This is a genomic window from Acinetobacter sp. 742879 (genome assembly GCF_000588535.1).
Taxonomy (GTDB): Bacteria; Pseudomonadota; Gammaproteobacteria; order Pseudomonadales; family Moraxellaceae; genus Acinetobacter; species Acinetobacter pittii.
In genome coordinates this window covers 259375-268454 of the sequence record NZ_JFYC01000004.1, presented here as the reverse complement: position 1 = coordinate 268454, position 9080 = coordinate 259375, and the positions used below count along the sequence as shown (strand labels likewise).

5 protein-coding genes are annotated in these 9080 nt (G+C 35.3%); all 5 read left to right on the top strand.

The window, feature by feature from the left end:
* Positions 1-2349: type I secretion C-terminal target domain-containing protein (locus tag J690_RS12070; protein WP_050688046.1), on the top strand; the 2349-nt coding region annotated here is incomplete at its 5' end.
* A gap of 131 nt (positions 2350-2480) precedes the next feature.
* Entirely contained in the window at positions 2481-4007 is a 1527-nt protein-coding gene (locus tag J690_RS12065) for a TolC family outer membrane protein (RefSeq protein ID WP_032036054.1), read from the top strand.
* A complete protein-coding gene (locus tag J690_RS12060; protein ID WP_032036052.1) occupies positions 4004-6136 on the top strand; it encodes a type I secretion system permease/ATPase in 2133 nt (710 codons plus the stop codon). Before J690_RS12065 ends, J690_RS12060 begins: the two co-directional genes overlap by 4 nt.
* Positions 6133-7323: an HlyD family type I secretion periplasmic adaptor subunit gene (locus tag J690_RS12055; RefSeq protein ID WP_032036049.1), complete on the top strand. Its 1191-nt coding sequence runs from the start codon at positions 6133-6135 to the stop codon at positions 7321-7323. The genes J690_RS12060 and J690_RS12055 overlap by 4 nt, the downstream gene beginning before the upstream one ends.
* Before the next feature lie 763 nt (positions 7324-8086).
* Entirely contained in the window at positions 8087-8965 is an 879-nt protein-coding gene (locus J690_RS12050) for a MetQ/NlpA family ABC transporter substrate-binding protein (protein ID WP_002118503.1), read from the top strand.
* Positions 8966-9080 lie beyond the last annotated feature (115 nt).

The window sequence follows — 9080 nt, the reverse complement described above, 5'->3', positions numbered from 1 at the left end:
GTTGATATCGATCCAGCGACGAATAAGTTAACAGGTACGACTACAGATGTTCCTGCAGGTAGTCCAGTGACAATTACAGTAACAGGTACAGATTCACAAGGTAAGCCTGTAACGGAACAGGTTCAGGCAACGGTTCAGCCGGACGGTACCTACACTGCTGATCTTCCAGCGACCATTAACCCGAATGCACCGATTGAAGCAGAAGCGAAAGCGACTGATAACAATGGTAAACCTGTGACTGACACGGACAATAGTGCAGGTGTGGCAGACGGTAGCATTACTGTTGATATTGCAGACTCGGGCACAGGTCAGATCAGCGGTACTACAGTTGATGTAGCACCGAACAGCAATGTTGTACTTACCATTAAAGGTAAAGATGCAACAGGCGCAGATGTTGAGATTACCCGTACTGTTCAAACAGATGCTGATGGTAAATATAATTACCAGTTAGTAGCAGGTGATGGTATTGCAGATGGTTCATCGGTTGATGTACAGGCAGTTACGAAAGGGCTGAATGGCAAGGATGTAAGTGCGACCGATACTTTGGCACCGCAAGGTGACAATGATAACGATCCGAATACACCGGCAGATCCGGGTCTTGACCTTGTAGCAGGTGCGATCACTGTTGATATCGATCCTAATGGACATATTTCAGGAACAACGACGGATGTAGCGCCAAATACAGAAGTAGTATTAACTATTACTGGCTATAATGAAAATGGTGAACCTATCCAGATTCAACGACCTGTCCAAACAGACGCAGATGGTCATTATCAATATGATTTGACGTCTACAGATGGGATTATACCAGCATCAGACGGATCACAAATTTCTGTAGTTGCGGAAACTAATGATCGTAATGGTCATGTGTTGAATGCTCAAGATTCTGAAATAGTTGAGCCAGTTGTTAAAGGTGATTCATCTACTGGAGTAACCAATGGTGAGAATTCTGTAACAGGTACATCTGGAGATGATTTATTAGCGGGTGATGTTGGCGGATTAAAAACTAATTTCGTTGCTGGTCAAGACTATAATATTTCTATCGTTTTAGATCTATCAGGCAGTATGTTATATGCAATGAATGGTACGGGTAATCCACCAGCTGGTGAATCTCGCTTAGCAATTGCGATTAAAGGTCTTAAAGCCTTTATTCAGCAAATGGCTGATCATGATGGCGTGATTAATCTACAAATCGCTTCATTCTCAGCAAATGGTAGTGTTGGAAATGGTTATAACCAAGTTTTCCTAAATGTAAGTAAAGATAATATTAATGAAATATTCACTTATCTTGATAGCTTAAAAGCTGGCGGTGGTACCTATCCAGAACAAGGATTTAATAAAGCTGTAGATTGGTTTGACGATATCTCTACTGCTGATTTTGAAAATCAAACTTATTATCTTACAGATGGAGAACCAAACAGTTCTCAATCAACTTTGGACAACGCATTTGCTCCATTAGCGGAGCAGAGTAAAGTTTTCGCAGTAGGTGTGAGTAGTTCAATTAGTGATGCTACAGTCTCTCGTTATGATAATACCGATGTCAATGGAAATAAACTTCCAGGGGATTGGAGTGGTACTAACCATGGTGAAGCCAAAGCTATTGCTGATGCAGATAAACTGATAGCTTATTTAATAGGTGGCTCCGAAAACTTTACACCTGCTGATGTTGGCGGTGATACAGTTAAAGGAGGTGCTGGAGATGATATTTTATTCGGTGATGCTATAAATACGGATCAGTTGACATGGACCGGATATGATCCTCTTCAGTATCCTAAATATTCGGGTTATTCAAAATTAATCGCATATTTAAAAGCTGAAGTTACTAATGGTGCTGAACCAAGCCAGCAAGATATCTATGACTATATAAAAGAGAATTTCCGCGATTTTATTGCTGCTGATGCTGCTGATCCAGCGACTAAAGGAGGGAATGACACGATTTATGGTGGTGCTGGAAATGACATTATCATTGCTGGTGCAGGTAATGACGTTATTTATGGTGGTTCAGGAAATGACATTATTTCGACTGGTCGAGGTGATGATACCATTATATATGATTTATTAAATGCAGCAGATGCTACTGGAGGGAATGGTACTGACACTTGGGTAGATTACGAAGCTAATGACAAAATTGAATTTGGTTCAGATTTTTTTGAGGGTTTATTAGCAGATAAAAGTAATTTAGGTGATTATATAACTGTTGTCGATGATGGTAATGGTAATGCCACAGTTCAGGTAGACCGTGATGGTAATGCTGGGACACATAATATGTCTGATCTATTAATTATTGAGAATCAAGCTGGCTTAACCCTACAAGATTTACTCAATAATAATCAGATTATTATTGGTTAATTAATGAAAAGGTTATAGGTCATAGATCTATAACCTTTTTTTTTCTATTTTATGTTGATTAAAAGATTATTTATTTGAAGATTCTTTAATTTAATAATCCATAATCGATGGATTTAATATAGTTTTCTAAAATGGCACTAATGAAATCAAGATTAGGGTGGATTTTATTTTCTCCTTTCTTTTTATTTATAGTAGATACTCATGCAGATACATTTAAGAGTTATTTGAATGCTGCGAAAAATCATTTGAGCCAATATTCTATAAAAGAAACAGAAAATGATTTTCTAAAAGTAAGTATTCAAAAGTTGAGTGATTTTAGCTTAGAAGAAAGATCAAGTCTCGAGGCTTTACCATTAGTGACTTCTTCAAATATATCAGAGAAGAATTTCATGAGAGAAATTCCAAGTGAAAATTTAAGATGGGAACAACAAGAGCTGGATTTTACTAAGGCCATACATCAAGCTTTACAGCATCGTCCAGAAATTACTCAGAGCATATCTACTATCGCTGGACAAAGCGCGAGTATTGATGTGGCTAGAGCTGCATATTATCCTCAAATATCGGGTGGAATTACTACAGCTGATTTAACTTCAGGAGAGCGAGGAAGACAACTTTTTACGATTTCAGCATCTCAAATGTTATATGATTTTGGAAAAGTTAAAAGCTCTGTTGATATTGAAAAAGCTAAATTAATTCAAGAACAAGCAAACACTTTGGCAAATATTGATGATATTGCTTATCAAACAGCAAATGCCATTGTTAATATTAAACGCTATCAAGAAATTTTACGTATAGCGGATCAACAAATTAATGGTATAGCACGTATTGCTGAAATTGCAAATCTACGTGCAAATGCGGGTATTAGTAGTCAAGCAGATCCTGTACAAGCACAGTCGAACTTAGAAGCTGCTGAGTCGAATAAAATTGTTCAAGAAACTCAACTTAAACAGTATCAACAAAAATTACGTAATTTATTGGGATATAACGTTTCAAATTTAGAAATAAATATTCCTGAATATCTAGTGAAAAATGCAGGTCTTTATGATGAAACAGAATTTACATTAATTCCAGAAATGATGGCTGCACAAGCTGCAATACAAGTTGCTAAATATAGAAAAGAACAAACGAAGTTAAGTAATTATCCTACTATAAATATTAAGGGAAGTTTAAGTCAGGCATTAAATGGTAGAAATCCAAATAATAATAAAGATGATGGTTTTTATAATTCTATAATGCTAGAAACAACGAGTGATTTTTTTCAAGGTGGGGCTACACGTTCCAAGGAGCGCGCTGCAAGTTATGCTGAAGAAGCGGCAAAAGCAGAGTTAGACTCCGTATATTTAGATGTATCAGATCAAGTACAGCTTATTCGTCAAGAAATAGAAAATAAACAGAGACAAATTCAGGTTCTTAGAGAACGCCAAAATTCTACGATTCGTACAAAAGAGCTATATCAAGAGCAATATAAGTTAGGTACACGATCCGTTGTTGATCTTTTAAATGCTGAACAAGCTATTCATAGCGTAGCTCAAGAAATAGAGACTGCTCGATATGATATTTATTCCGACTTAGTACAATTCATTAAAATAACTGGTCGTTCTCGAGATTTATATCGTTTAAATAATACATCTATTCAAGGATTCCAAATTCAGCCATGAGCAATGTAATTAATTATCAGCCATGGCTTCAAGCCATTTTAGTTGTTGCCAAACATTATCTTATTGATCCATCGGAAGAGAAGCTCAGACTTCAATTTGACTGGCATCAGAACCAAACAATAGATGAAATTTTAATATTGGCGTCACGCCAAATTGGAATGAATTATCGTAAGGCCCAGTTAAACTTAGACGAAATTAGCCCATGGCATTTGCCTGTTATTGTTGAAATGAAAGATGGCCAAGTGGGTGTACTAGATAAAATTGATGCGAATCAAAATTTAAGTGTTCAGTTAAGTGGAGATCAAGGTTTAGCGCAAGTATTTACATTGGATGTTCTTAAATCGCATGTAATTAATATTTATATTTTACGACCCGAAAAATCTGTGCCAGATGCCCGTATCGATGAATATATAAAACCATATGAAGCAAGCTGGTTCTGGGCAATCATTTTACGTGACTGGAAAAGATATATAGATATTATGTTTGCTTCTTTGGTTGCAAATATTTTGGCATTAGCAACTATAGTTTTTTCTATGAATGTGTATGACCGAGTTATTCCTGCTCAATCTGTACCAACCTTGTGGGTATTAGCAGGAGGAGTATTGATAGCAGCGATATTTGAATTTAGTTTGCGTGTAGCTCGTATTTATTTATCTGATATTTTAGGAAAACGCGCTGATTTAAGTATTTCAGATTTGGTATTTGGACATGCGTTAAGAATAAAAAATAAAGAGCGTTCTAAATCAACAGGCACGTTCATTTCACAAATTAGAGAGTTAGAAGGTGTTAGAGACTTAGTAACATCAACAACAATATCAGCAATTGCTGATTTACCATTTTTCTTCTTGTTTCTTATTATTTTTTGGTTGATTGGCGGGAACTTGTTTTGGGTAATGTTAGTTGTAGTCCCACTCATGATTATTCCTGGTATTTTAATTCAAAAACCATTGGCGAAATTAGCTTCAGAAGGAATGCGAGAAAGTGCAATACGAAATGCTTTGTTGGTTGAATCTGTTCAAGGAATTGAAGATATAAAGTTATTACGGGCTGAATCACGATTTCAAAATCAATGGAATCATATGAATGAGGTTGCAGCTGATATTTCAATGCGCCAACGTAAGTTAGTTGGCATTATGATGGCATGGACTCAAAAAATACAAGGTTTAGCTTTTGCAATTGTTGTACTTGTCGGTTGTTTTACTGTTATGAAAGGCGAAATGACAACTGGTGCGTTGGTAGCTTGTTCAATTCTTTCATCTAGAATGTTAGGGCCTATTGCACAAATCTCGGGGGTATTAGGGCGTTTACAGCAAGCTAAAGTTGCTAAAACTGGTTTAGATGAACTTATGAAAAAGCCAGTTGATCAACCTCCTCACACACATCTCATTCAGAGGCCTGCATTATTCGGAAATTATGAATTAAATCAGGTTGAATTTAGATATAGCCAAACTGATGGAAAACCAATATTAGTAATTCCGAAGCTTACTATTAAAGCTGGGGAGAAGATTGCAATTTTAGGACGTAATGGTGCAGGAAAATCCTCTTTATTACAGTTATTAGCTGGTATGCAAGAGCCTCTACAAGGTCAGATTAAGCTTGATGATATTGTTTTAGGTTTAATTGATCCATTAGATATACGTCGAGACGTAGGTCTTTTGAACCAAAATTCTCATTTATTCTTTGGCTCAATTCGAGAGAACTTAAAATTAGGAGCGCCACTAGCTACTGATTTAGATATTTTAAAAGCATTAAATCTCTCAGGAGCATTAGATTTTCTACAAGAGAAAAAGGAAGGTTTAGATTATCAAATTTTAGAGGGTGGAGTTGGTCTCTCTGGTGGACAAAAACAAGCTTTATTACTGGCTCGGCTGTTGATTAGAAAGCCTAATATCTTATTACTAGATGAACCTACAGCTGCTCTTGATGATGTTTCAGAAAAGCAATTTATTGAACAACTTCAGAGTTGGTTAGGCAATAAAACACTAATTGTTGCTACTCATCGACAGGCAATATTGGAATTAGTTGACCGTGTAATTGTTATTAATAATGGAAAAATTGTAATGGATGGTCCTAAAGAGCAGGTTTTGAAATTATCTCAACCTAAGCAACAAATAGGAGCCAAATCATGAGTTATAAACAGTTAAATTTTTCCCTTCCTAATAAGAATAAACAATTAGGACAACCCTTACCTAAAGTTAGTCTATTTATATGGATTATCTGTTTTGGAGTTCTATTTCTACTAATGTGGGCTTGGTTATTTAAACTAGAAGAGGTCTCTACAGGCACTGGAAAAGTTATTCCTTCATCAAAAGAACAAACTATTCAATCTTTAGAAGGTGGGATTCTGACTAAACTTAATGTCAAAGAAGGCGAAATTGTTGAAAAGGGGCAAAATCTTGCACAACTTGATCCAACTCGATTTGCATCAAATGTTGGTGAGACAAAATCATTGCTTCTTTCTTCTAAAGCAACCGCTGCACGTTTAAATGCTGAAGTAAATGGAACAGCTTTAGTATTTCCAAAAGAAGTATTAGAAGTTCAATCACTTGTGAGTGAGGAAACGGCCCTTTATCACTCTCGACGTTCAAATTTAGAAGAGTCATTAGCTGGATTAAAAAAAGCTTTAGTTTTAGTACAACAAGAATTGGCAATGACTGAACCGCTTGTTGCTAAAGGGGCTGCCAGTGACGTTGAAGTATTACGTTTGAAACGACAAGCAACGGACTTAATAAACCAAATGAATGATATTCAAAATCAATATTTAGTTAAATCTCGTGAAGAATTAGCAAAAGCAAATACTGATGTGGAAACCCAATCCCAAATCGTAAAAGGTAAATCTGATACGCTTAAACGAGCAATTTTTAAATCACCAGTTCGTGGAATTGTTAAAGAAATTGATGTTATGACTATAGGAGGGGTTATCTCTCAAAATGGGAAATTAATGACAATTGTACCTTTAGATGAAAAACTTCTAGTTGAAGCTCGTATATCGCCAAGAGATATTGCATTTATTCGACCAGGTCAAGAAGCCTTAGTTAAAATCACTGCTTATGATTATTCTATTTATGGCGGCTTAAAGGGGACAGTTACAGTTATTTCACCAGATACTTTACGTGATGAAGTTAAACAGGATCAGTTTTACTATAGAGTCTATATTCGTACAGATTCAGATAAATTAACTAATAAAAATGGAAAATCCTTTAATATTACACCGGGTATGGTAGCTACTGTAGATATTAAAACAGGGGAAAAAACTATATTAGATTATTTGATTAAACCTTTTAATAAAGCAAAAGAAGCTTTAAGGGAAAGATAGTAAATCTCTTAATAATAAGAATTTTGCAGTGGATTTATTAAGTACCTTTGTTTTTTAATTTTTTGTAAGGAGGTGTAATTTAATATTGTAATTCGATTATTGTTTTTTATATTAATCTTCTTGATCAGCGCAAAGAAAAAGAAGTAATAAAGGCCCACCTTAAAGTGGGCTCTTTATTAAATTTAATGTGTATGTTTTATTACAATTTTATAGTTTTTATAAAATATTTTTGGGGATTAATTAATAGTTATTAGGCTGGATTTTAATAGAATCTATTCAAAAGTAATTTCGCGAGTTCGAATCTCACCGCTTCCGCCAGATTCTTAAAAAGCCATTGTTAATGACAAGGGCTTTTTTTATACCTAGTGTCTACATTACAGTAAGATTTAGCTTAAATACTGCTAATAAATCCTGAAAATTTCATATAAATCAAATAAGTATATATTTTAATCAAAATTACTATATTTATATAATATATTTTTTATTTTCAATATCTTACCAATTAAGCTTCTATATATCAGAATTGAACAAGTTATTTGTAGAATATTCATTTATTGATATATGATGAGCCAATATTTAGAAACTGTTTCAAAACATAATTCTATTGTTCAGCGAGCAAGTTCAAGGAAGGAATGATGCTGAATTCAGTTTTCTAAACCCGATATCTGGAAATCATTTCCGCCCCAAAATTGTATTTTGACCCATTGGTTGGCAATGCCTGACTCTTTTGTAAGATAGGCGTTTCCTATTTTAGGATGTATCTATGAAAAAATTATTTAGTGTTCTGTTCAGCGCATCTGTTCTAACACTGACTGCATGTAATAAAGAACCTGCAAAAACTGAAAATACAGCATCAGCTAAAGACAAAACTGAGTCAGTTCGAACTATTAAACTGGTTTCAACAGGTTCAGACACTGACGTATGGAAATACGTTGCAACACTTCCTGAAACTGCTCAAGCGGGCATTAAACTCGAAGTGACTAACCTGACTGACTATGTTGTATTGAATACATCTGTAGCAAGTGGCGAACAAGACGTAAATGCGTTCCAGTCATTTAACTATTTGGCAGCTTATAACTCTTCAAATACAGCTAAAGTTGCTGCTGTTGCGACAACTTATCTAGAGCCAATGGGTATTTATGCAAATAAAGTTAAATCTGTTGAAGAGTTCCCACAAGGCGCAACTATCGCGATTCCAAACGATACTGCCAATGAAGCGCGCGCTTTAACATTATTACAGTCTGCTAAACTGATTAAACTCAAACCAGACTTTGACCCTGTAAAAGGGACGACCAATGACGTCGTTGAAAACCCTAAAAACTTACAATTAAAACCAATTCAAATGACTACAGCCGTTCGTGTTAAAAACGATGTAGACGCGATTGTGTTAGGTAATACATTGGCACTTGAGGGTGGTCTCAATGTAATGAAAGATTCTATCTTCCGTGAGCCTATTGACCAGTCTACAAAGCTTTATGTGAATTTGTTGGGTGTTGCTGAAGCGAACAAAAACGACCCGATCTATACAAAACTTGGTGAACTTTACCACTTACCTAAAGTTCAAAAGTTTGTAAGCGAAAAATTCGGTGGCACAAAAGTTGAAGTGAACAAACCTGTTTCTGAATTTGCAGACATCAAATAAGTAATTTTTAATTTAAAATTATTTTTAAAAGCTAAGTCTCGGTAATCGGGGCTTAGCTTTTTTATTTAGAGCTTTGGAAGTTCTAATAGTCCTTATAAAACAGGTCCTCTTATAT